This is a genomic window from Pseudomonas sp. PDM21 (genome assembly GCF_014852505.2).
Lineage (GTDB): Bacteria > Pseudomonadota > Gammaproteobacteria > Pseudomonadales > Pseudomonadaceae > Pseudomonas.
In genome coordinates this window covers 398,169-418,183 of record NZ_CM181223.1, presented here as the reverse complement: position 1 = coordinate 418,183, position 20,015 = coordinate 398,169, and the positions used below count along the sequence as shown (strand labels likewise).

Annotated in this window: 24 protein-coding genes; 14 read left to right on the top strand and 10 right to left on the bottom strand. The window is 65.7% G+C overall.

Annotated features, from left to right (window positions below; translation table 11 throughout):
• Positions 1-138 precede the first annotated feature (138 nt).
• The 3 genes from IB275_RS02055 to pilT all read right to left on the bottom strand — a co-directional run bounded on the left by IB275_RS02055 (position 139) and on the right by pilT (position 2,904).
• A complete protein-coding gene (locus IB275_RS02055) occupies positions 139-543 on the bottom strand; it encodes an NINE protein (RefSeq protein WP_017520120.1) in 405 nt (134 codons plus the stop codon).
• A 77-nt stretch (positions 544-620) separates the two neighbouring features.
• Positions 621-1,766 carry a type IV pilus ATPase PilU gene (gene pilU, locus IB275_RS02050; protein WP_081519592.1) on the bottom strand — a complete coding sequence of 382 codons (1,146 nt, stop codon included), beginning with the start codon at positions 1,764-1,766 and terminating at the stop codon, positions 621-623.
• A 103-nt stretch (positions 1,767-1,869) separates the two neighbouring features.
• The gene (pilT, locus tag IB275_RS02045; RefSeq protein ID WP_017520118.1) at positions 1,870-2,904 is read right to left on the bottom strand and encodes a type IV pilus twitching motility protein PilT; all 1,035 of its coding nucleotides are present in this window, start codon (positions 2,902-2,904) and stop codon (positions 1,870-1,872) included.
• Positions 2,905-2,977: 73 nt separating this feature from the next.
• Here pilT and IB275_RS02040 point away from each other — a divergent pair, with 73 nt between their 5' ends.
• The 13 genes from IB275_RS02040 (at position 2,978) to IB275_RS01980 (ending at position 13,651) form a co-directional block, all read left to right on the top strand.
• Positions 2,978-3,667, top strand: a complete 690-nt coding sequence (locus IB275_RS02040; protein ID WP_138213118.1) for a YggS family pyridoxal phosphate-dependent enzyme — start codon at positions 2,978-2,980, stop codon at positions 3,665-3,667.
• A 17-nt stretch (positions 3,668-3,684) separates the two neighbouring features.
• On the top strand, positions 3,685-4,518 hold the full coding sequence (gene proC, locus IB275_RS02035) for a pyrroline-5-carboxylate reductase (RefSeq protein ID WP_192293794.1): 834 nt from the start codon (positions 3,685-3,687) through the stop codon (positions 4,516-4,518).
• 5 nt (positions 4,519-4,523) lie between these two features.
• Positions 4,524-5,738: a hypothetical protein gene (locus IB275_RS02030; protein ID WP_192293796.1), complete on the top strand. Its 1,215-nt coding sequence runs from the start codon at positions 4,524-4,526 to the stop codon at positions 5,736-5,738.
• Between the two features lie 142 nt (positions 5,739-5,880).
• Positions 5,881-6,474 (top strand): YggT family protein, encoded by a 594-nt coding sequence (locus tag IB275_RS02025; protein WP_138213120.1) that lies wholly within the window; start codon positions 5,881-5,883, stop codon positions 6,472-6,474.
• A gap of 6 nt (positions 6,475-6,480) precedes the next feature.
• The gene (locus IB275_RS02020) at positions 6,481-6,771 is read left to right on the top strand and encodes a DUF167 domain-containing protein (protein WP_138213121.1); all 291 of its coding nucleotides are present in this window, start codon (positions 6,481-6,483) and stop codon (positions 6,769-6,771) included.
• Positions 6,772-6,889: 118 nt separating this feature from the next.
• On the top strand, positions 6,890-8,857 hold the full coding sequence (locus tag IB275_RS02015) for a dynamin family protein (RefSeq protein ID WP_192293797.1): 1,968 nt from the start codon (positions 6,890-6,892) through the stop codon (positions 8,855-8,857).
• Between the two features lie 99 nt (positions 8,858-8,956).
• Entirely contained in the window at positions 8,957-10,096 is a 1,140-nt protein-coding gene (gene metX / locus IB275_RS02010) for a homoserine O-succinyltransferase MetX (RefSeq protein ID WP_081519586.1), read from the top strand.
• Between the two features lie 8 nt (positions 10,097-10,104).
• On the top strand, positions 10,105-10,725 hold the full coding sequence (metW, locus tag IB275_RS02005) for a methionine biosynthesis protein MetW (RefSeq protein ID WP_192293799.1): 621 nt from the start codon (positions 10,105-10,107) through the stop codon (positions 10,723-10,725).
• A gap of 34 nt (positions 10,726-10,759) precedes the next feature.
• Positions 10,760-11,182 carry a DUF4426 domain-containing protein gene (locus tag IB275_RS02000; RefSeq protein WP_192293801.1) on the top strand — a complete coding sequence of 141 codons (423 nt, stop codon included), beginning with the start codon at positions 10,760-10,762 and terminating at the stop codon, positions 11,180-11,182.
• Positions 11,179-11,772, top strand: a complete 594-nt coding sequence (rdgB, locus tag IB275_RS01995) for an RdgB/HAM1 family non-canonical purine NTP pyrophosphatase (protein WP_138213125.1) — start codon at positions 11,179-11,181, stop codon at positions 11,770-11,772. The genes IB275_RS02000 and rdgB overlap by 4 nt, the downstream gene beginning before the upstream one ends.
• On the top strand, positions 11,769-12,956 hold the full coding sequence (gene hemW, locus IB275_RS01990; RefSeq protein ID WP_192293803.1) for a radical SAM family heme chaperone HemW: 1,188 nt from the start codon (positions 11,769-11,771) through the stop codon (positions 12,954-12,956). The genes rdgB and hemW overlap by 4 nt, the downstream gene beginning before the upstream one ends.
• Before the next feature lie 72 nt (positions 12,957-13,028).
• Positions 13,029-13,352 (top strand): DUF3392 domain-containing protein, encoded by a 324-nt coding sequence (locus IB275_RS01985; RefSeq protein WP_017520106.1) that lies wholly within the window; start codon positions 13,029-13,031, stop codon positions 13,350-13,352.
• 44 nt (positions 13,353-13,396) lie between these two features.
• Entirely contained in the window at positions 13,397-13,651 is a 255-nt protein-coding gene (locus tag IB275_RS01980; protein WP_017520105.1) for a hypothetical protein, read from the top strand.
• Positions 13,652-13,837: 186 nt separating this feature from the next.
• Here IB275_RS01980 and IB275_RS01975 read toward each other — a convergent pair whose 3' ends face one another.
• The 5 genes from IB275_RS01975 to IB275_RS01955 form a co-directional block, all read right to left on the bottom strand.
• Positions 13,838-15,184: a DUF1329 domain-containing protein gene (locus IB275_RS01975; protein WP_192293805.1), complete on the bottom strand. Its 1,347-nt coding sequence runs from the start codon at positions 15,182-15,184 to the stop codon at positions 13,838-13,840.
• Between the two features lie 170 nt (positions 15,185-15,354).
• Positions 15,355-16,026, bottom strand: a complete 672-nt coding sequence (gene trmB / locus IB275_RS01970) for a tRNA (guanosine(46)-N7)-methyltransferase TrmB (protein ID WP_225601809.1) — start codon at positions 16,024-16,026, stop codon at positions 15,355-15,357.
• A 135-nt stretch (positions 16,027-16,161) separates the two neighbouring features.
• Complete coding sequence (locus IB275_RS01965; RefSeq protein ID WP_192293809.1) at positions 16,162-16,968, bottom strand: thiazole synthase; 807 nt, start codon at positions 16,966-16,968, stop codon at positions 16,162-16,164.
• A gap of 54 nt (positions 16,969-17,022) precedes the next feature.
• Positions 17,023-17,223 carry a sulfur carrier protein ThiS gene (gene thiS, locus IB275_RS01960; protein ID WP_017520101.1) on the bottom strand — a complete coding sequence of 67 codons (201 nt, stop codon included), beginning with the start codon at positions 17,221-17,223 and terminating at the stop codon, positions 17,023-17,025.
• A gap of 100 nt (positions 17,224-17,323) precedes the next feature.
• A complete protein-coding gene (locus tag IB275_RS01955) occupies positions 17,324-17,692 on the bottom strand; it encodes a DUF423 domain-containing protein (protein ID WP_192293811.1) in 369 nt (122 codons plus the stop codon).
• A gap of 32 nt (positions 17,693-17,724) precedes the next feature.
• On the opposite strand from IB275_RS01955, the gene mtgA reads away from it, so the two are divergent.
• Positions 17,725-18,447, top strand: a complete 723-nt coding sequence (gene mtgA / locus IB275_RS01950) for a monofunctional biosynthetic peptidoglycan transglycosylase (protein WP_192293813.1) — start codon at positions 17,725-17,727, stop codon at positions 18,445-18,447.
• Here mtgA and IB275_RS01945 read toward each other — a convergent pair.
• Together IB275_RS01945 and rpoH are read right to left on the bottom strand one after the other, a co-directional pair.
• Positions 18,444-19,058, bottom strand: a complete 615-nt coding sequence (locus IB275_RS01945) for a hypothetical protein (protein WP_192293815.1) — start codon at positions 19,056-19,058, stop codon at positions 18,444-18,446. The genes mtgA and IB275_RS01945 overlap by 4 nt on opposite strands.
• 82 nt (positions 19,059-19,140) lie before the next feature.
• On the bottom strand, positions 19,141-19,995 hold the full coding sequence (gene rpoH, locus IB275_RS01940) for an RNA polymerase sigma factor RpoH (RefSeq protein WP_045213023.1): 855 nt from the start codon (positions 19,993-19,995) through the stop codon (positions 19,141-19,143).
• Positions 19,996-20,015: the final 20 nt, after the last annotated feature.

Genomic DNA, 20,015 nt, shown 5'->3' with positions numbered 1-20,015 from the left:
GGCACAGGTCGCGCCAGGCGGCGCGACGAAAGACGGCGGTCAGGAATGGCATTCACCTGCAGGAGCGAGCCGTTTTCCATAAAGGCACTAAGGGCGCGATCGCGTCCATGGGGCGCTCCTACAGGGAAAAGCGCGGCGTCAGATACGCTGCGGCCCATTGCGTTCGGAAATCTGGCTGTTCAGCGTCCAGAAGTCATACAGCACGCCGATGAAGAACAGCCCGCCGGTGAACAGGTAAAGGATGCCGGTGAGCCATTTGCCCATGTACATGCGGTGCACGCCGAACACGCCGAGAAAAGTCAGCAGGATCCAGGCGACGTTGTAGTCCACGCCGCCGGAACGGTAGCGCTGGTCCGCTGCGTCATCCATGGAGGGAATGAGGAACAGGTCGATGATCCAGCCGATGAAGAACAGGCCGAGGGTGAAGAACCAGATCGTGCCGGTGATCGGCCGGCCGTAGTAGAAGCGGTGCGAGCCGGTGAAGCCGAAGATCCACAGCAGGTAGCCGATGACCTTGCTGTGGGTGTCAGGGTTGGCGGACATGCCTTTCTCCCGTTGCGTTACAAGGCATCCAGCATAAACGAAAAGCCCGCACGGGGCGGGCTTCTCAAGGAGCAGGATCAGCGGAAACGGCGGTTGGGATCGTCTTCGCTCATCTCCAGGGTCAGGCCCTGGGTCATGGTGGTCAGATGGTCGGCGTCGGTCTCCGAACCCAGCTTGATCATCAGGCGCAGGTCGTTCGCCGAGTCGGCGTAGGCCAGCGCATCTTCGTAGGTGATCTCGCCCTGGGTGTAGAGCTGGTACAGCGCCTGGTCGAAGGTCTGCATGCCCTGCTCGGTGGAGCGCTTCATCAGCGGCTTGAGCTCGTGGACCTCGCCCTTGCGGATCAGGTCGGCGGCCAGCGGGGTGTTCAGCAGCACCTCGATCACCGCACGGCGGCCCTTGCCGTCCGGGGTGGGCACCAGTTGCTGGGCAACGATGGCCTTGAGGTTCAGCGAGAGGTCCATCCACACCTGGCCATGCCGGTCGGCCGGGAAGAAGTGAATGATCCGCTCCAGCGCCTGGTTGGCGTTGTTGGCGTGCAGGGTCGCCAGGCACAGGTGGCCGGTTTCGGCGAAGGCCACTGCGTGGTCCATGGTCTCGCGCGAGCGCACCTCGCCGATCATGATCACGTCCGGCGCCTGGCGCAGGGTGTTCTTCAGGGCCACCTCGAAGGTATCGGTATCCAGGCCCACTTCACGCTGGGTGACGATGCAGCCCTGGTGCTGGTGGATGTACTCGATGGGGTCTTCGATGGAGATGATGTGGCCGGTGGAGTTCTTGTTGCGGTAGCCGATCATCGCCGCCAGCGAGGTGGACTTACCGGTACCGGTGGCACCAACGAAGATCACCAGACCGCGCTTGGTCATCGCCAGCTTCTTGAGGATTTCCGGCAGCTTCAGGTCATCGATGGTCGGGATGTTGGTCTCGATGCGGCGCAGCACCATGCCCACCAGGTTGCGCTGGTAGAACGCGCTGACACGGAAGCGACCGACGCCACGGGCGCTGATGGCGAAGTTGCACTCGTGGTTCTCGGCGAAGTCGCGGCGCTGCTGCTCGTTCATCACCGACAGCACGGTCTCGCGGGTCTGCTCCGGCGACAGCGCAGTCTTGGTGACCGGCAGCACCTTGCCGTTGACTTTCATCGAAGGCGGCACGCCCGCCGTGATGAACAGGTCGGAGGCTCCCTTTTCCACCATCAGGCGCAACAGCTTCTCGAATTCCATGATCTTTCTCGCCGAGTTCACGCTGACTACGACAGGGCTGTCGGATCACGAAGCGGGTGCGTGTGGCGCGCTCCGTGCGCCGGGCCGCAAAGGCCCGGTGGGATTAGAAGTTTTCCGGGATCTTGGCTTTTTCTTTCGCCGCGTCGCGGGTCACCAGGCCCTTGGCGACCAGGCCCTTGAGGCACATGTCGAGGGTCTGCATGCCGATCGCGCCGCCGGTCTGGATGGCGGAGTACATCTGCGCGACCTTGTCCTCGCGGATCAGGTTACGGATCGCCGGGGTACCGATCATGATCTCGTGGGCCGCGACCCGACCGCCGCCGATCTTCTTCAGCAGGGTCTGGGAAATCACCGCCTGCAGGGATTCGGAGAGCATGGAGCGGACCATGGATTTCTCCTCGGCGGGGAACACGTCGACGATACGGTCGATGGTCTTGGCCGCGGAGGTGGTGTGCAGGGTGCCGAAGACCAGGTGGCCGGTTTCCGCGGCGGTCAGCGCCAGGCGGATGGTCTCCAGGTCGCGCATCTCGCCCACCAGGATGATGTCCGGGTCCTCACGCAGGGCCGAACGCAGGGCCTCGTTGAAGCCGAGGGTGTCGCGGTGCACTTCGCGCTGGTTGACCAGGCACTTCTTCGATTCGTGGACGAACTCGATCGGGTCTTCGACGGTGAGGATGTGGCTGTACTTGGTGTTGTTCAGGTAGTCGAGCATCGCTGCCAGCGAGGTGGACTTGCCCGAACCGGTCGGGCCGGTCACCAGGACCAGGCCGCGCGGCACGTCGGAGACGCGCTTGAAGACTTCGCCCATCCCCAGGTCTTCCATGGTCAGTACCTTGGAGGGAATGGTCCGGAACACGGCGCCGGCGCCGCGGTTCTGGTTGAAGGCGTTGACCCGGAAGCGGGCGACGCCCGGCACTTCGAAGGAGAAGTCGGTTTCCAGGAACTCTTCGTAATCCTTGCGCTGCTTGTCGTTCATGATGTCGTAGATCAGCGCGTGAACCTGCTTGTGCTCGAGCGGCGGCAGGTTGATGCGGCGAACATCGCCGTCGACGCGGATCATCGGCGGCAGGCCGGCCGAGAGGTGCAGGTCCGAAGCGCCCTGCTTGGCGCTGAAGGCGAGCAGCTCGGTAATATCCATGGGACTCCCCAATCAAGAGCAAGCAGGTAGAATGCCGCAGAACACGCAGCAGCCGGGCGGAAAAGCGACGGTAATGTCCACGATAGCAGAGAATATTGCAAAGGTTCGCGTACGAATCCGTGAGGCGGAACAAGCGAAAAATCGCACGCCTGACTCGGTGCAGTTGCTTGCCGTGAGCAAGACCAAACCCGCCGCCGCGATCCGCGAAGCGTTTGCCTGCGGCTTGGCCGATTTTGGCGAGAACTACCTGCAGGAAGCGCTGCTCAAGCAGACCGAGCTGGCCGACCTGCCGCTGACCTGGCATTTCATCGGACCCATCCAGTCGAACAAGACCCGCCCCATCGCCGAGCACTTCGACTGGGTGCACTCGGTGGACCGCCTGAAGGTCGCCCAGCGCCTCTCCGAGCAGCGACCGGCGAACCTGCCGCCGCTGAACGTGCTGCTGCAGGTAAATGTCAGCGGCGAGGACAGCAAGTCCGGCTGCTCCCCTGCCGAGCTGCCCGCCCTCGCCCAGGCGGTTGCGCAACTGCCTCATCTGAAACTGCGCGGCCTGATGGCCATCCCCGAACCCACCGAGGACGTTGCCGCGCAGCACGCCGCGTTCGCTCGCCTGCGCGAGCTGATGCAAGCCCTGAATCTCGGCCTGGACACCCTGTCCATGGGCATGAGCCACGACCTCGAAGCCGCCATCGGCGAAGGCGCCACCTGGGTGCGGATCGGTACCGCCCTGTTCGGCGCCCGCGACTACGGCGCCTCCCACTGAATAAAGGAAGCGACTCCATGAGCAGCACTCGCATTGCCTTCATCGGCGCCGGCAACATGGCCGCCAGTCTCATCGGTGGCCTGCGCGCCAAGGGCGTCGCCGCGAGCGACATCCGCGCCAGCGATCCGGGCGCCGAGCAGCGCGCGAAGATTGCCGCCGAGCACGGCATCGAAGTGGTCGGCGACAACGCCAGCGCCGTGGCCGGTGCCGATGTGGTGGTCCTGGCGGTCAAGCCGCAGGTCATGAAGGACGTCTGCCTGGCGCTGGCGCCGGCGCTGACCGAGAGCGCGCTGATCGTCTCCATCGCCGCCGGTATCCCCTGCGCCAGCCTCGAACGCTGGCTGGGCGAGGCGAACGGCCAGCCGCGCGCCATCGTCCGCTGCATGCCCAACACCCCGGCGCTGGTCGGCCTGGGCGCCAGCGGCCTGTACCCCAACGCCAGCGTCAACGCCGCCCAGCGCGAGCAGGCGGAGCAACTGCTGAGCGCCGTGGGCATCGCCCTGTGGCTCGACGAGGAGCGCCAGATCGACGCGGTCACCGCCGTCTCCGGCAGCGGCCCGGCCTACTTCTTCCTGCTGATGGAAGCCATGACCGCCGCCGGCGAGAAGCTCGGCCTGTCCCGCGAAGTCGCCGGCCAGCTGGCCCGTCAGACCGCCCTGGGCGCCGCGCAGATGGCCACCACCAGCGATGTCGACCCGGCCGAACTGCGCCGCCGCGTGACCTCGCCCAAGGGCACCACCGAAGCCGCCATCACCACCTTCCAGGCCAACGGCTTCGAGGCACTGGTGGAGAAGGCAGTCGGCGCCGCCGACCATCGCTCCGCCGAGCTGGCCGAACAACTGGGCCGCTGATTGCGATGACGCACTCCGTCCGGCGACCAGGGAAGGTCGCACTGCCCCTTGCTGTCTGTGTCCTGCTGGCCAGCGCCGCCACCCAGGCGGCGCAATGCCCGGTTGCCCCGCCCATCGACGAGGCCGCGCGAACTGCCTATCAGGCCATGCAGCAAGCCATGACCAGCGGTTTCACCGACGATGCGGACAACACCGTCACGCCAGCGCTCAGCCAGGCCATCGAACACTATAAACAGACGCTGGCCGAAGCCTTCGACGCCCACCTCGCCTGCGCCCAGGCCGCGCCAGACCTCGATGCCCTGCAGGCCGACCTGCGCCAGCGCCTGTTGCCCGCGCCGAAGCCGGTCAGCGAAGACGAAGTGGCGCTGCCCGACCAGAATGAGATCGTCGTCAGCCTGAGCGGCAGCCCTACCCCGCTGCTGCTGGTCAGCGGCGGCTTCGCCATTCCCTGCGGCAGCGACAACGTCCTGCGTGGTTATCGCCGCGAAGGCGATGCCTGGGTGCGTGCGCTGGCCTGGCAGAGCGGTCCTTACCAAGACATCTCCGGCGCCTACGGCGACCTGTACCTGTACGAACGCCTGTCCAGCGGCGACATTGCACTGATGCACGGCACGCCCTGGTGCACTTCGCGCTGGAGCCACCTGGCAGTGGAAGTGATACGCCCGGCCACGGCCGACCAGGCCCAGCGCACCCTGCTGCACAACGAGCACGACTACGTCCGCGATGACCACGAAGTGAAACTCAAGGCCCGCCCCGACGGCTTCGAGTGGCGCGCCGATGTCGGCAGCCTGGACGGCGACCTGCTGACCCGACCGGGCATCTTCCGCTTCCGCCAGGACGGTGAAGCCTTCCAGCGCACCCAGCCCGCCGCGTCCAATGGCCGCGGCTTTGTGGATGAATGGTTGCGAGTGGACACCACGCTTGCCCGCGCCTGGGCCGACCCGGCCGGAGCCGACACGGCACTGACGGCGCGGGAAGAACTCATCGAGCTGAACAAGCGCACCGGCGTCACACTGACCTACACCGCCGTGCGCGCCTGCAAAAAAGACCCGGCGCGCTTCCAGGTGGACATCGAGCTGGACAGCCCGCAGCCCCTGGCCGAAGGCAACCAGCGCTATGTCAGCATCCGCCAGGAAGCCAACGGCTTTACCCTGCTGGGCCTGAGCCGAACCGCCGACCCAGCCTGCAACGGCCGCGACCTGATGGCCAGGCGGGGTTGAAATTGCACGTGACGAAACACACTTACACGCGACCGGCGACGATGAATTCCCTACAGTATGGCGTTACAGCGCCGTCGTTGACCGACCGCCCGATTCGCCCGGCCCTGCGCGCCGGCGCCCAACGTTCACCAAGGACCGCCCAATGACCGGACTTTCCACAGCCGCCATCTATGTGATCCAGACACTTGGCAGCCTGTACCTGCTGATCGTGCTGCTGCGCTTCATCCTGCAGCTGGTCCGCGCCGACTTCTACAACCCGCTCAGCCAGTTCATCGTGCGCGCCACCAAGCCGCTGCTGAACCCGTTGCGCCGCATCATTCCCGGCTTCGGCGGCATCGACTTCGCCTCGCTGGTGCTGGCGATCCTGGTCCAGCTGGTGCTGATGGTCATCACCCTGACCCTGATGGGCTACGGCGTCGGCGGCTACATCCTGCAACTACTGGTGTGGTCGATCATCGCGGTCACCTCGCTGTTCCTGAAGGTATTCTTCTTCGCCCTGATCATCAGTGTGATCCTCTCCTGGGTCGCCCCGGGCAGCCACAACCCCGGCGCCCAACTGGTGAACCAGATCTGCGAGCCCTTCCTGGCGCCCTTCCGCAAGCTGCTGCCGAACCTCGGCGGCCTGGATATCTCGCCGATCTTCGCGTTCATCGCGCTGAAGCTGATCGACATGCTGGTGATCGGCAACCTGGCCGCGATGACCGGGATGCCGCAGATCCTTTCGCCCTTCATGTAAGCAGGCATGCCGTTCTATCACTGGGACGGCGAGGACCTGATCCTCGACTGCCACCTGCAGCCCAAGGCGAGCCGCGACGAGTTCGCCGGGCTGCATGGTGAGCGCCTGAAGATCCGCCTCACCGCGCCACCGGTCGAAGGCAAGGCCAACGCCCACCTGCTGGCGTTCCTCGGCAAGGCCTTCGGCGTACCGAAAAGCGCGGTGAAGCTGGAAAGCGGCGAGCTGAACCGCCAGAAGCGCGTGCGCATTCCCCGTCCGACGAAACTTCCGGCAGAACTCGGGATAGCCGCTCGGTAACCTTGGCCGACCTTACGCGTAGGAATGTGCTGTAGGCCAATTGCTATTCCTACGCCCCGACGCATAATCCACGCCATCCATTCCCCGCGCAGGACGCGCCAGCCCAAGGAACGCCCGGATGAGCATGGAACGTCTCAGTCAGCAGATCGATGCCTACGTCACCTGGAAGCGCGAGCTGGTCCGCGAGATCACCCGCTATCGCAGCTGGCTGGAGCGCGCCCGGCTGAATACCCCGGAAATCGAGAACCGCCTCGAACGTACCCTGCGCCTGCTGCGCGTCGACCACATCACCCTGGCCTTCGTCGGCGAGTACTCGCGCGGCAAGACCGAGCTGATCAACAGCCTGTTCTTCGCCGGGTTCGGCCGCCGCATGCTGCCGTCCCAGGCCGGGCGCACCACCATGTGCCCCACCGAGCTGTTCTTCGACCCGCGTTCGGAGCGCCCGTACATCCGTCTGCTGCCCATCGAGACCCGCGTCGCCGATGCCAGCGTGGCGCAGTTCAAGCGCATTCCGCGGCACTGGGTGAACATCCCGCTGGATACCTCGGACCCGGCGAACATGGCCGAGGCCTTCGCCCAGGTCGCCAAGACCAAGCCGCTGCCGGTGGAACAGGCGATCCAGCTGGGCTTCCACCCGGACATGCTCGAAGCCACCGACAAGCCCGGCATCGTGCTGGTGCCGGCGTGGCGTCACGCGCTGGTGAACTTCGACCACCCGCTGCTGCGCCAGGGTCTGCGCATCCTCGACACCCCCGGCCTCAACGCCCTGGGCAGCGAACCGGAGCTGACCCTGTCGATGCTGCCCAGCGCGCAGTCGATCCTCTTCCTGCTGGCCGCCGATACCGGCGTCAGCGCCTCCGACATGGCGATCTGGCAGGACCACGTGCGCCAACTCGGCGAGGACGGCCATACCACCCTTTACGCGGTGCTGAACAAGATCGACGTGCTCTGGGACGACCTGGCCGGCGAAGCCTTCGTGCAGAACGCCATCCGCCACATCCAGGACACCACCGCGCGCCAGCTGGGCATCGCCCGCGAGGACGTACTGCCACTGTCGGCCAAGCAGGCGCTGCTGGCCAAGGTCCGCGGCGACCGCGAATTGCTCGCGCGCAGCCAGATGGAGTCCCTGGAGGACCTGCTCTGCGAGCGCATCGTCGCGCAGAAGGAACGTCTGCTGGAAACCGCCGTGGTCGGCCAGGTGCTGGCACTGGTCAACAACAGCCAGCACAGCCTGCGCGTGCGCCTGGACAAGGTGAAGGAGCAACAGGCACTGCTCAACGACCAGCAGCAGGACAGCGGCCAGCTGCTATTCGAGCTGACCGCGCGGACCAAGGACGACCACAACCTGCACCACAAGCGCCTGCTCAGCCTGAAGACCAACCAGCGCCTGCTGCGCCACCAGGGCGAGCAGTTGCGCGAGGCAGTGCGCGCCGAGCGCCTGGAACAGCACCTGAAGAAGGTCCACGACAAGCTGCGCGGTAGCTGGACCACGGTCGGCATCCACCAGGCCATCCTGCAGTTCTTCCGTACCGTGGAAGGCGACCTGGTCGCCCTCGGCCACGAAGCGGAAACCGCCAACCGCATGGTCGCGGCCATCTACCAGCGGCACAACGAGGAAAACCCGCTCAACGCGCTGGACGCTCCGCAGTTCCGCGTCCAGCGCTACCTGCGCGACCTCGCCAAGCTGCAGGAGAAGGCCGATCGCTTCCGCCTGCACCTCAAGACCCTGCTCACCGAGCAGCGCCTGCTGACCCGACGCTTCTTCGCCACCGTCGCCCAGGAAGTCATCGGCCTGCACCAGCGCCTGCGCGAGGAAGCCGAGCAATGGGCCGCCGACGCCCTGATGCCGCTGATGCAATACAGCCTGGAACACAAGCAGATGCTGGAAACCCACATGCTGCGCCTCAAGGCCCTGGCCCAGGAAACCCAGCAGGCGCGGCAGCGCTCGCTGCTGCTGGGTCGCTATACCGAGGAGCTGGAACAGCAGCTCGCCGAGGCCACCGACATCCTCCGCCAGCTGCGCCGCCCGGCGCCGCTGCAGCGCCAGGCCAAGGTCGTTACCCTGCCCACCTCCCAGCGCGCCTGAACCCCGCGCGGCGCCCGCCCCCGACGCCTCCGAGCGCGCTTGCCGCAGGGGGCGGCGCTCTTTAGACTGGCCGTCCTTTTTTATTCATGAGCTGGGTCGATGCCAACAGTCTTCCCCGAAGATTCCGTCGGTCTGGTCACCCCCCAGACGCTGCAGTTCAACGAACCGCTGCCCCTGGCCTGCGGCAAGACCCTGCCCGAATACCAGCTGGTGATCGAGACCTACGGCGAGCTGAACGCCACGGCGAGCAACGCCGTGCTGATCTGTCACGCCCTCTCCGGCCATCACCACGCCGCCGGCTACCACAGCGAGGATGAGCGCAAGCCGGGCTGGTGGGACAGCTGCATCGGTCCGGGCAAGCCCATCGACACCCGCAAGTTCTTCGTCGTCGCGCTGAACAACCTGGGCGGCTGCAACGGCTCCACCGGGCCGACCAGCCTCAACCCCGCCACCGGCAAGACCTACGGCGCAGACTTCCCGGTGGTCACCGTGGAGGATTGGGTCAACAGCCAGGCACGCCTGGCCGACCGCCTCGGCATCCACAGCTGGGCCGCCATCGTCGGCGGCAGCCTGGGCGGCATGCAGGCGCTGCAGTGGACCATCAGCTACCCCGAGCGCGTGCGTCATTGCCTGTGCATCGCCAGCGCACCCAAACTGTCGGCGCAGAACATCGCCTTCAACGAAGTCGCGCGCCAGGCGATCCTCTCGGATCCGGAGTTCTTCGGCGGCCACTTCCAGGAGCACGACGTGATTCCCAAGCGCGGCCTGCGCCTGGCGCGGATGGTCGGGCACATCACCTACCTCTCCGATGACGCCATGGGCGCCAAGTTCGGCCGCGACATGAAGTCGGAGAAGCTCAACTACGACCTGCACAGCGTCGAGTTCCAGGTGGAAAGCTACCTGCGCTACCAGGGCGAGGAATTCTCCACCCGCTTCGACGCCAACACCTACCTGCTGATGACTAAGGCGCTGGACTACTTCGACCCGGCCGCCGCCAACGGCGACGACCTGGCACGGACCCTCGCGGGGGTGAAGGCGGACTTCTGCCTGATGTCCTTCACCACCGACTGGCGCTTCTCCCCGGCACGTTCACGGGAGATCGTCGACGCGCTGCTGGCGGCAAAGAAGAACGTCAGCTACCTGGAAATCGACGCACCGCAAGGCCATGACGCCTTCCTGATGCCGATTCCGCGCTACCTGCAAGCCTTCAGCGGTTACATGCACCGCATCAGCGTATAAGGACCACCATGCGCGCCGACCTGGAAATCATCCAAGACTGGATCCCCGCCGGCAGCCGCGTGCTCGACCTGGGCTGCGGCGATGGCGAGCTGCTCGCCTGGCTGCGCGACCACAAGCAGGTCGGCGGCTACGGCCTGGAGATCGACCCCGAAAAGATCGCCAAATGCATCGAACGCGGCGTCAACGTCATCGAACAGGACCTGGACAAGGGCCTGGGCAACTTTGCCAGCGACAGTTTCGACGTGGTGGTGATGACCCAGTCACTGCAGGCGCTGCGCTACCCGGACAAGGTGCTGGCGGAGATGCTGCGCGTGGGCAGGACCTGCATCATCACCTTCCCCAACTTCGGTCACTGGCGCTGCCGCTGGTACCTCGCGCGCAATGGCCGCATGCCGGTGTCGGAGTTCCTTCCGTACACTTGGTACAACACGCCGAACATCCACTTCTGTACCTTCCGCGACTTCGAGGCGCTCTGCCACGAGCAGCACGCGAAGGTACTGGACCGCCTGGCGGTAGACCACGAGCACCAGCATGGCTGGGCCTCGCGAATCTGGCCTAATCTGTTGGGTGAGATCGGCATCTACCGAATCAGCGGCGCTGGCGTGCAAGACCACCGCATCGCCGTCTGATCGCGGCTATCTGATAGAGCCCGGGAGAAACATCATGCGCCGCCTGCTTACCCTCCTCGCCTGCCTGGTCCTCGCCGTGCCCGCCTTCGCCGAACAGGTGAAGCGCCTGGGTGATCTGCAGGTGCATTACAGCGTGTTCAATTCCAGCTTCCTCCAGCCCAATGTCGCGCAAGCGGTGGGTGTGGTGCGCAGCAAGGCCCAGGGCGTGGTCAACATCGTGCCGCTGGACGCCAGCGGCAAGCCAGCCAACGTCACCGTCGCCGGCTCCGCGAAGAACCTGATGGGGCAGACCGTCCCCCTGACCTTCAAGCGCGTGGTCGAGGAAGGCGCCGTCTACAACCTGGCGCAGTTCCCCATCGAAGGCCGCGAAACCCTGACCTTCTCCATCCAGGTCCAGTCCGGAAACGAAGCCCCGCAAAGCTTCGATTTCATGCAGGAAATCTTCCCAGACGAATGATCAAGCTCGAACAACTGGTGCTGGCCAGTCACAACGCCGGCAAGCTCAAGGAACTCCAGGCCATGCTCGGAGCCCACGTAAAGGTGCGCTCCATCGGCGAGTTCAGCGACGTGGAGCCGGAAGAGACCGGCCTGTCGTTCGTCGAGAATGCCATCCTCAAGGCCCGCAACGCCGCGCGCATCTCCGGCCTGCCGGCGCTGGCCGACGACTCGGGCCTGGCGGTGGACTTCCTTGGCGGTGCGCCGGGCATCTATTCCGCGCGCTACGCCGACGGCCAGGGTGACGCGGCGAACAACGCCAAGCTGCTGGACGCCCTGAAGGACGTGCCGGACGGGCAACGCGGCGCCCAGTTCGTCAGCGTGCTGGCCCTGGTCCGCCACGCCGACGACCCGCTGCCGATCCTCTGCGAAGGCCTCTGGCACGGCAGCATCCTGCGCGAAGCCCGCGGCGAGCACGGCTTCGGCTACGACCCGCTGTTCTGGGTACCGGAGGCGGAGTGCTCCAGCGCCGAGCTGGCGCCCGAACGCAAGAACCAGATCAGCCACCGCGCCCGCGCGATGGCCCTGCTGAAGCAGCGGCTGGGTCTATGAGCCAGGCAGGAAGCCACGGGCTCGACGCAGGGCCGGTGGCTTCCGGCTTCCACCTGCCAACGCTGTCGGCGTACGTGCACATCCCCTGGTGCGTGCGCAAATGCCCCTATTGCGACTTCAACTCCCACGCCGCCGGCCCGGAGCTGCCCGAGGACGCCTACGTCGAGGCGCTGCTGGCAGACCTGACGGCCGATCGCGGCTACGTCCATGACCGCAAGCTGACCTCGATCTTCTTCGGCGGCGGCACTCCTAGCCTGTTCTCCGCCAAGGCACTGGGCCGCATCCTCGAAGGCCTGGAGCGGCAAGTCGGCTTCGAGAGCGATATCGAGATTACCCTGGAGGCCAACCCCGGCACCTTTGAACAGGCCAAGTTCGCCGACTACCGGGCGCTGGGCATCAACCGCCTGTCCATCGGCATCCAGAGTTTCCAGGCCGAGAAACTCAAGGCACTGGGCCGCATCCACGATGGCGACGAAGCAGTACGCGCCGCCGAAATGGCCCGCCGCGCCGGCTTCGACAACTTCAACCTGGACCTGATGCACGGCCTGCCGGAGCAGAGCGTCGCCGACGCCCTGGCCGACCTGCAGCAGGCCATCGACCTGGCGCCGACGCACCTGTCCTGGTACCAGCTGACCATGGAGCCGAACACGGTGTTCTGGAGCCAGCCACCGGAGCTGCCCGAGGACGACCAGCTGTGGGAAATCCAGGAAGCCGGCCAGGCGCTCCTCGCCCAGGCGGGTTACGTGCAGTACGAAACCTCGGCCTATGCCCGTGACGGCCAGCGCGCGCGGCACAACCTGAACTACTGGACCTTCGGCGACTTCCTCGGCATCGGCGCCGGCGCCCACGCCAAGCTGAGCACGCCGCAAGGCCGCATCCTGCGCACCTGGAAGACCCGCCTGCCGAAGGACTACCTGAACCCGGACAAGCCCTTCCAGGCCGGCGAGCGCGACCTGGAAGCGGACGATCTGCCCTTCGAATTCATGATGAATGCCCTGCGCCTCACCGAGGGCGTGCCGGCGGCGACCTTCGCCGAGCGCACCGGCCTACCGCTGGCCGCCATCGAGGAAGCCTGCCGCCAGGCACGCCAGGACGGCCTGCTGGTGAACGACCCGCAGCGCCTGGCCCCGACCGAACGCGGCCAGCTGTTCCTCAACGACCTGCTGCAGCGCTTCCTGCCTTGAGAATGCGTCGGGCGACGCTGCCGTCGCCCGCCGTGTACACTCCCCGGCGACTCTGAATCCCAAGGAGCCCCAATGGACTTCGCGCTCGACCTGATTGCCAACGTCTCCCGCTGGTGCCGCGGCCACCTGTCCGACATCGCCCTGGCGATCATGGCGACCGTACTGGTGCTGTTCGGCCCGGCGATCAACGCCTGGGTACAGCAGCGCATCGGCAGCCTGAACTTCGTCTTCCGCACCCTGCTGTTCGTGCTGATCTGCGCCGTGGGCTACGGCCTGGCGATGGTCTTCGTCACCCCGTGGCTGGCCAAGGGCCTGGGCTACTTCAACAACTACACCCTGGCGCCCGTCCTGCTGCTAGTGTTCTTCGTGATTGGCATGATCGCCGACCGCAGTTGAGCTGCGTTCCTCCGGCGGTTGGCCACCCACCCGCCGGAGGACACATGAAGCCGATCAAGCATCTCTACCTGCACTTCTCCGATGGCCAGCGCCTGGCGCTGCGCTTCCCGCAACAGAGCGACGACCCCGCCGAAGTGGCCCGCGGCATCCGCAAGCAGATGGAGTCGCCGGTGATCAGCATCGAGGTGGACGGCGACCTGCTGATCATCCCGCGCACCAGCATCAAGTACCTGCAGATCAGCCCGGCGCCGATGCGCATGCCGGAGACCACAGTGCTGGGAGCCGAGCTGATCGAGTAGGTCCGGCGCCGGAATCGATGCTCTTCGCAGGAGCGCGCTTGCTCGCGAACCGCCCCAGCATCGGCGCCGCCAGGGAGAACGTTCGCGAGCCATAACGATGGCGTTCCCCCTAGACCCTACAACAGCCCACACCCACCAATATCTCGCGGATAGACAAAGGCCGCCTCGCGGCGGCCTCTGCTGGACTCAGTTACCCTCGCGGCGCAACGCCTGCGGGGTGAAGTCGCGCGGCCCCAGCGGCACCTTGAAATCGTACATCGGCTCGTTGTTGTCCAGGCCGTCGACGAAGTAGCGCGCCCCTTCGAAGTCGTAGAGCGCTTCCAGGGTGCTGAGCACCATGGGCACGTCGTAGTAGTTGATCGGGTGCACTTCCTGGGCGCGGATCAGCTTGCCGTCGGCGTTGTAGATATCCGAGGCGAGGATCTGCCAGCTGTCTTCATCCAGGTAGAAGCGACGCTTGGCGAACGGATGGCCCATGCCCTTGCGCAGGGTCGCCTCGACCACCCAGACGCGGTGCGGCTCGTAGCGCAGCAGCTCGGGGTTGAGGGTCTTGGTCCTGAGGATGTCGGCGTAGGGGATGCCCTTCTGGTGCACCGCGTAGCTGTTGTACGGCACCAGCATCTCGCGCTTGCCCAGCAGCTGCCACTCGTAGTGGTCCGGCGCGCCGTTGTAGACGTCCACGGTATCGGCGGTGGCCAGGCCATTGGTGTCCGGCTGCAGGGTGTCGTAGGCCAGGCTCGGCAGGCGGCGCACGCGGCGCTCGCCGCTGTTGAAGCGCCAGGCCTTGCGGATCGACAGCACCTGATCGATGGTCTCCTGCACCACCAGCGCGGAACCGGCGAGCTTGGCCGGGGCGACGATGTTGTACTTGTAGTAGAACAGCGTGTTGTTCAGGTCCTGCGGGGTCATGCCCTCGCGACCGTAGTTGAAGTACACGTAGCGGTCGAGCTTGAGCAGGTTGTAGCTGCCGCTGGCGAGCACGGCGGCCTGGTTGGTCACCATGTGAATCTGCTCGCCACGGTAGCGCATGATGTGGTTCCAGATGGCTTCCAGGCCGGTCTTCGGCATCGGGAACGGCACACCGGCGGCGGCACCCTGCACGCCGTTACCGTCGGCGATCAGCTCGGCGTTCTCGGCATTGAAGCGCGTGGCGTCATAGATGCGCTGGGGCAGCGACGCACTGCGGCGGCTGGGGAAGACGCGCAGGTAGTAGTCCGGGTTCTCCTGCAGCAGGGCCTGGGTGCCCGGAGTGAGCAGCGCCTGGTACTGCGCCAGATTCTTGCTGTCGATCTTGTACTGCACGGCATCGGCAGCGTACGGATCGAGGTGGTGGGTGCCAGGCTGGTAGCCCGCCGGGGCGCTGGTGATGCCACCGGTCCACGCGGGGATGGTGCCATTGGCGTTGCCGGCCAGTTCCGCCCCCATCGGCGTCAGGTCGCGGCCCAGTCGAGCGGCCTCGGTGGCATCGACTTTCGCCTGCGCCGGCAGGACCCACGCCCCCGCCATCAGCAGTACAGCAAGTTTCTTCAACACAGCAGACTCCTTTGCGACGGACTCCTGTCCATCACTCTTATTTTCGTCCGCGGCGGATGCCGCTTTTTATTCAGGAGGTGAGGGTGGCCTTTGCGGCCTGCCGGGTGGTCCCGGTCTATAGGCTGTTCATCCGTGAAAAAGGCCTGCTGCGCAGGCCTTTTTCCGCTGAATCAGTCGACACGCTCGAACTTCAGGTCCCAGACGCCATGCCCGAGTCGCTCCCCGCGACGTTCGAACTTGGTGACCGGGCGCTCTTCCGGGCGCGGCACATAGGTATTGTCCGCCGAAAGGTTGCGATAGCCGGGTGCGGCATTCATCACTTCCAGCATGTGCTCGGCATATTGCTCCCAGTCGGTGGCCATGTGCAGCACACCGCCGACCTTCAGCTTCTGCCGTACCAGCTCCGCCCAGGCCGGCTGCACGATGCGACGCTTGTGGTGACGCGACTTGTGCCACGGGTCCGGGAAGAACAACAGCAGGCGGTCGAGGCTGGCATCGGCCACGCAGTCGCGCAGGACTTCGATGGCGTCGCAGCTGTAAACGCGGATGTTGCTCAGGTCCTGGGTCAGCATGCCGTTGAGCAGTGCGCCGACGCCCGGACGGTGCACTTCTACGCCGATGAAGTCCTGCTCCGGCGCGGCAGCGGCCATCTCCAGGGTCGCGTGGCCCATGCCGAAACCGATCTCGAAGGTACGCGGCGCGTGGCGCCCGAATACCTGGTCGAAGTCCCGTGCACCGTCAGCCAGCTCCAGGCCGTACTTCGGCCAGCCCTGGTCGAGGCCGCGCTGCTGGCCTTCGGTCATGCGCCCGGCGCGCATCACGAAGCTCTTGATGGCGCGCATCGGGCGGTTGTCGGCGTCGGGCTGGTTCTCGGGCTGATTCTCGGGAATGTCACTCATGACTCGGACCTTGCGGGTAAATGCACGCGCGGGCCGGCTGCCCTCGGCATACCGGCCCGCGCGTCGGGATGGAAATGCTTAGTTGATCAGACCCGTCATCGGCGACGACGCGCTCGCATACAGCTTGCGCGGCATGCGGCCGGCCAGGTAGGCCAGGCGGCCGGCGACGATGGCGTGCTTCATGGCCTCAGCCATCATCACCGGGTTCTGCGCGTGGGCGATGGCGGTGTTCATCAGCACGGCCTCGCAACCCAGCTCCATGGCGATGGTGGCGTCGGAGGCGGTGCCCACGCCGGCATCCACCAGCACCGGAACGCTGGCTTCTTCGAGGATGATGCGCAGGTTGTAGGGGTTGCAGATGCCCAGGCCCGAACCGATCAGGCCGGCCAGCGGCATCACTGCGATGCAGCCGATCTCGGCCAGCTGACGAGCGATGATCGGGTCGTCGCTGGTGTACACCATGACGTCGAAGCCGTCCTTGACCAGCACTTCGGCGGCCTTGAGGGTCTCCACGACATTGGGGAAGAGGGTCTTCTGGTCGGCCAGGACTTCCAGCTTGACCAGGTTGTGGCCATCGAGCAGCTCGCGGGCCAGGCGGCAGGTACGCACGGCCTCGACGGCGTCGTAGCAGCCGGCGGTGTTCGGCAGGATGGTGTAGCGATCCGGCGGGATCACGTCCAGCAGGTTCGGTTCGCCCGGGTTCTGGCCGATGTTGGTGCGGCGCACGGCAACAGTGACGATCTCGGCGCCCGAGGCCTCGATGGCGACACGGGTCTCCTCGAGGTCCTTGTACTTGCCGGTGCCGACCAGCAGGCGGGAATTGTAGGTACGGCCAGCCAGGGTGAAGGGCTTGTCGACCGGCGGGTTGGAGTTGGTTTGGCTCATCGGATCACTCCTGAAGGAAAGGCGGGCGGGGCCTGAAAGTCTGGGAGGCGGCTGCTAGCCGCCGCCGATGGCATGCACCACTTCCACCTGGTCGCCTTCGCTCAGGGCGGTGGCGGCGTGCTGGCTGCGCGGCACGATGTCCTGGTTGAGCTCGACCGCGACACGCTTGCCGGTGAGGTCGAGACGCTCGAGCAGATTGGCGACGCTGTGGCCGTCGGGCAGCTCGAAAGGTTCGCCATTCAACTGAATACGCATGGGCGGGACGGTCGTTGCTGGAGGGGTCGGCATTCTAGCCCGATCGCGCCGGATGACCAAGGTTCCGGAGTGCCGCACTCGGGCTTTTCTGACGCTCGGGTCAACCCAGCTGGAAGGCCGCTACCAGCAACAGCGCCCAGCCGATGAGGAAGAACAGCCCGCCGATCGGAGTGATGATACCCACGCCCAGGCCGGCCAAGGTCAGCAGGTAGAGGCTGCCGGAGAACAGCAGGATGCCGACGGTGAAGGCCCAGCCGGCGAGACTGACCAGGGTGCCGCCGATATGCGCGGTGAGCAGTGCCACGCCAAACAGCGCCAGGGCATGCAGCATCTGGTAATGCACGCCGGTCTGGAACACCGCCAGGTACTCCGGGGTGAGCTTGCTCTTCAGGCCGTGGGCAGCGAAGGCACCGAGGGCGACCCCGGTAAAACCGAAAAAGGCGGCGAGCATCAGGAAAGTACGCAGCATCGGAAAGCTCCAGACAGGTGAGTGCCGCTATAATGGCCCGCTCATCCGCCCAGTCAAAGCCTCGCATGCGCAACGTCCTCCGCCGCCTGTTCAAGATTGCGCTCTGGTTCGTCGCCATCAGCGTGGCGCTGGTCATCATTCTGCGCTGGGTACCGCCGCCGGGCACCATGGTGATGATCGAGCGCAAGGTCGAGTCCTGGTTCAACGGCCAGCCCATCGATCTGCAGCGCAGCTGGCGCTCCTGGGACGAGCTGCCGGACAGCCTCAAGCTCGCCGTGATCGCCAGCGAAGACCAGAAGTTCGCCGAGCACCACGGCTTCGACGTTCCGGCGATCCAGAAGGCCCTGGCGCACAACGAGCAGGGCGGCAGGGTCCGCGGCGGCAGCACCATCAGCCAGCAGGTGGCGAAGAACGTCTTCCTCTGGACCGGCCGCAGCTGGGTACGCAAGGGCTTCGAGGCCTGGTTCACCCTGCTGATCGAGACCTTCTGGTCCAAGCAGCGGATTCTCGAGGTCTACCTCAACAGCGTGGAATGGGATGCCGGCGTCTTCGGCGCCCAGGCCGCTGCCCAGCACCACTTTGGCGTCGACGCCAAGCGCCTTTCGCAACAGCAGGCCAGCCTGCTGGCGGCCGTGCTGCCCAACCCACGCAAGTGGAGCGCCGGCAAGCCCGGCCCCTACGTGCGCCAGCGCGCCTCATGGATCCGCCAGCAGATGTGGCAGCTGGGCGGCAGTGACTACCTCGAACGCCTTTAAGGCGCCTCGCGGGTCTTGAGGGTATCGCGCGGCACCACTCGCACCCACTGCAGGGTGCCGTCGCGATGCAGCAGGGTCATGCCCTTCTCCGGATAGACCCAGGCCTCACCGCCATCCACCTGCAGGCGCAGGCGCGGATCGCCCAGGCTCACCGCCAGGCGACCCACCGCGAGGTCTTCCTGCGGCGCCAGCGCCAGCTCGGAGACCGGCTTGTTGCCTAACTGGCCCATCAGCTCCGCGCTCAGCGGCTGGTCCTTGCTGTTCGGCTGCATGCCGGTGGCCTTGGCCAGGCTGGCGTGCTCGGCGGCGCTAAGCGCCAGCTCCGCCTCGACGTGCCAAGGGCCCTCTTCCGTCACCAGCCGGCCGCGGTAATGCAGTTGCGGGCCGTCCTGGCTGGCGGTCAGCCACAGCTCGCCCGGCTCCTGATCCTGCAGCTCGTTCAGGGTCAGTTTGTCATCGGCCAGCGGCTCGAAGACCTTTTCCTTCCAGTCGTTGAACCACTGCGGCGGCTTGGGCGGCACCGAGGTGCGGGCGACCCAGGAACCGAGGCCGAAGGCCAGCAGGGCGATGACCAGGAAGAACATCCCGTGGACGGGACGCAGGCGCGGCATGGGACTCTCCAGACGCTGATTGCGGGCAGAAAAAAACCGCACCAGGGTGCGGTTCGCGACTCGCAGGGCGCGTCGAAGCCGGTCAGGCTTCGATGCGACCCTTGAGTTTGTTCATTGCGTTCTTTTCCAGCTGACGGATCCGCTCGGCGGACACGTTGTACTTGGCCGCGAGATCGTGCAGGGTCGCCTTCTCCTCGGCCAGCCAACGCTGGTAGAGGATGTCGCGGCTGCGGTCGTCCAGGCCTTCCAGCGCCTCGTGCAGGCTGGCGGTGGAGCTGTCGCTCCAGTCCGCTTCCTCCAGCTGGCGCGCCGGGTCGTAGCGATGATCTTCCAGATAATGCGCCGGGGACTGGTAGGCGCTCTCGTCGTCGGCATCCGCCGCCGGGTCGAAGGCCATGTCCTGCCCGGTGAGACGGCTTTCCATCTCGCGGACTTCGCGGGCCTCGACACCGAGGGTTTCCGCGACGCGGTGCACTTCGTCATTGCTCAGCCAGGCCAGCTTCTTCTTCTGGCTGCGCAGGTTGAAGAACAGCTTGCGCTGCGCCTTGGTGGTCGCGACTTTCACGATCCGCCAGTTGCGCAGGATGAACTCATGGATTTCCGCCTTGATCCAGTGAACGGCGAACGACACCAGGCGCACACCCATTTCCGGGTTGAAGCGCTTCACGGCCTTCATCAGGCCGACGTTGCCTTCCTGGATCAGATCGGCCTGGGCCAGGCCGTACCCGGAATAACTCCGGGCGATATGCACGACGAAGCGCAGGTGCGCCAGAACCATTTGCCGTGCCGCTTCCAGATCTTGCTGGTAGAAGAGGCGTTCGGCCAGTTCGCGCTCCTGCTCCGGCGTCAGCAGCGGAATGCTGTTCACCGAGTGCACATAGGCTTCCAGGTTCGCACCAGGAGCCAGGGCATAGACAGGTTGCAGAGAAGTGGTCATGCGAATCCTCCGATTCACGA

What these genes read in the sequence shown, in the direction of transcription:
- IB275_RS02000 (WP_192293801.1), top strand. Translation starts at nt 10,760, where the DNA reads ATGCGCCGCCTGCTTACCCTCCTCGCCTGCCTGGTCCTCGCCGTGCCC.
- IB275_RS01965 (WP_192293809.1), bottom strand. Translation starts at nt 16,968, where the DNA reads ATGAGCCAAACCAACTCCAACCCGCCGGTCGACAAGCCCTTCACCCTG.
- IB275_RS02025 (WP_138213120.1), top strand. Translation starts at nt 5,881, where the DNA reads ATGACCGGACTTTCCACAGCCGCCATCTATGTGATCCAGACACTTGGC.
- IB275_RS01980 (WP_017520105.1), top strand. Translation starts at nt 13,397, where the DNA reads ATGAAGCCGATCAAGCATCTCTACCTGCACTTCTCCGATGGCCAGCGC.
- IB275_RS02015 (WP_192293797.1), top strand. Translation starts at nt 6,890, where the DNA reads ATGAGCATGGAACGTCTCAGTCAGCAGATCGATGCCTACGTCACCTGG.
- IB275_RS01985 (WP_017520106.1), top strand. Translation starts at nt 13,029, where the DNA reads ATGGACTTCGCGCTCGACCTGATTGCCAACGTCTCCCGCTGGTGCCGC.
- pilT (WP_017520118.1), bottom strand. Translation starts at nt 2,904, where the DNA reads ATGGATATTACCGAGCTGCTCGCCTTCAGCGCCAAGCAGGGCGCTTCG.
- IB275_RS01945 (WP_192293815.1), bottom strand. Translation starts at nt 19,058, where the DNA reads ATGCCGCGCCTGCGTCCCGTCCACGGGATGTTCTTCCTGGTCATCGCC.
- proC (WP_192293794.1), top strand. Translation starts at nt 3,685, where the DNA reads ATGAGCAGCACTCGCATTGCCTTCATCGGCGCCGGCAACATGGCCGCC.
- rpoH (WP_045213023.1), bottom strand. Translation starts at nt 19,995, where the DNA reads ATGACCACTTCTCTGCAACCTGTCTATGCCCTGGCTCCTGGTGCGAAC.
- metX (WP_081519586.1), top strand. Translation starts at nt 8,957, where the DNA reads ATGCCAACAGTCTTCCCCGAAGATTCCGTCGGTCTGGTCACCCCCCAG.
- hemW (WP_192293803.1), top strand. Translation starts at nt 11,769, where the DNA reads ATGAGCCAGGCAGGAAGCCACGGGCTCGACGCAGGGCCGGTGGCTTCC.
- IB275_RS02020 (WP_138213121.1), top strand. Translation starts at nt 6,481, where the DNA reads ATGCCGTTCTATCACTGGGACGGCGAGGACCTGATCCTCGACTGCCAC.
- IB275_RS01955 (WP_192293811.1), bottom strand. Translation starts at nt 17,692, where the DNA reads ATGCTGCGTACTTTCCTGATGCTCGCCGCCTTTTTCGGTTTTACCGGG.
- rdgB (WP_138213125.1), top strand. Translation starts at nt 11,179, where the DNA reads ATGATCAAGCTCGAACAACTGGTGCTGGCCAGTCACAACGCCGGCAAG.
- metW (WP_192293799.1), top strand. Translation starts at nt 10,105, where the DNA reads ATGCGCGCCGACCTGGAAATCATCCAAGACTGGATCCCCGCCGGCAGC.
- pilU (WP_081519592.1), bottom strand. Translation starts at nt 1,766, where the DNA reads ATGGAATTCGAGAAGCTGTTGCGCCTGATGGTGGAAAAGGGAGCCTCC.
- IB275_RS02055 (WP_017520120.1), bottom strand. Translation starts at nt 543, where the DNA reads ATGTCCGCCAACCCTGACACCCACAGCAAGGTCATCGGCTACCTGCTG.
- mtgA (WP_192293813.1), top strand. Translation starts at nt 17,725, where the DNA reads ATGGCCCGCTCATCCGCCCAGTCAAAGCCTCGCATGCGCAACGTCCTC.
- trmB (WP_225601809.1), bottom strand. Translation starts at nt 16,026, where the DNA reads ATGCGCGCCATCAAGAGCTTCGTGATGCGCGCCGGGCGCATGACCGAA.
- thiS (WP_017520101.1), bottom strand. Translation starts at nt 17,223, where the DNA reads ATGCGTATTCAGTTGAATGGCGAACCTTTCGAGCTGCCCGACGGCCAC.
- IB275_RS02040 (WP_138213118.1), top strand. Translation starts at nt 2,978, where the DNA reads ATGTCCACGATAGCAGAGAATATTGCAAAGGTTCGCGTACGAATCCGT.
- IB275_RS02030 (WP_192293796.1), top strand. Translation starts at nt 4,524, where the DNA reads ATGACGCACTCCGTCCGGCGACCAGGGAAGGTCGCACTGCCCCTTGCT.